The sequence below is a fragment of the Ochrobactrum sp. SFR4 genome, from assembly GCF_019730395.1.
Taxonomy (GTDB): Bacteria; Pseudomonadota; Alphaproteobacteria; order Rhizobiales; family Rhizobiaceae; genus Pseudochrobactrum.
Window position 1 is genome coordinate 1 of record NZ_JAAPBB010000710.1, and the last position, 278, is coordinate 278.

The 278-nt window shown below is 52.2% G+C and carries 1 protein-coding gene; it reads left to right on the forward strand.

The features are described from left to right. Positions 1-278, forward strand: a 278-nt coding sequence (locus HBA93_RS20905) for a glucokinase (RefSeq protein WP_221724551.1), incomplete at both ends; no start/stop codon positions are given.

Below are 278 nucleotides of genomic sequence, written 5' to 3' on the forward strand. Positions count from 1 at the left end.
CCATTGAGACATTAGAGATTTTCGCGATTTATCTCGGCCGTCTTGCGGGTGATCTCGCTCTGATTTTCATGGCGCAGGGCGGTGTTTATCTGTCCGGCGGCATACCGCAGCGTATTCTTTCTGCCATGCGTACCGGCAGTTTCCGCGCAGCATTTGAAGATAAAGCGCCGCATCAGTCTATTCTCAAATCCATCCCTATTTATGTCATCACCCATCCGCGGGCAGCTATTGCAGGCCTTGCAGCCTATGCCCGCACACCATCGCGCTTTGATATTCAT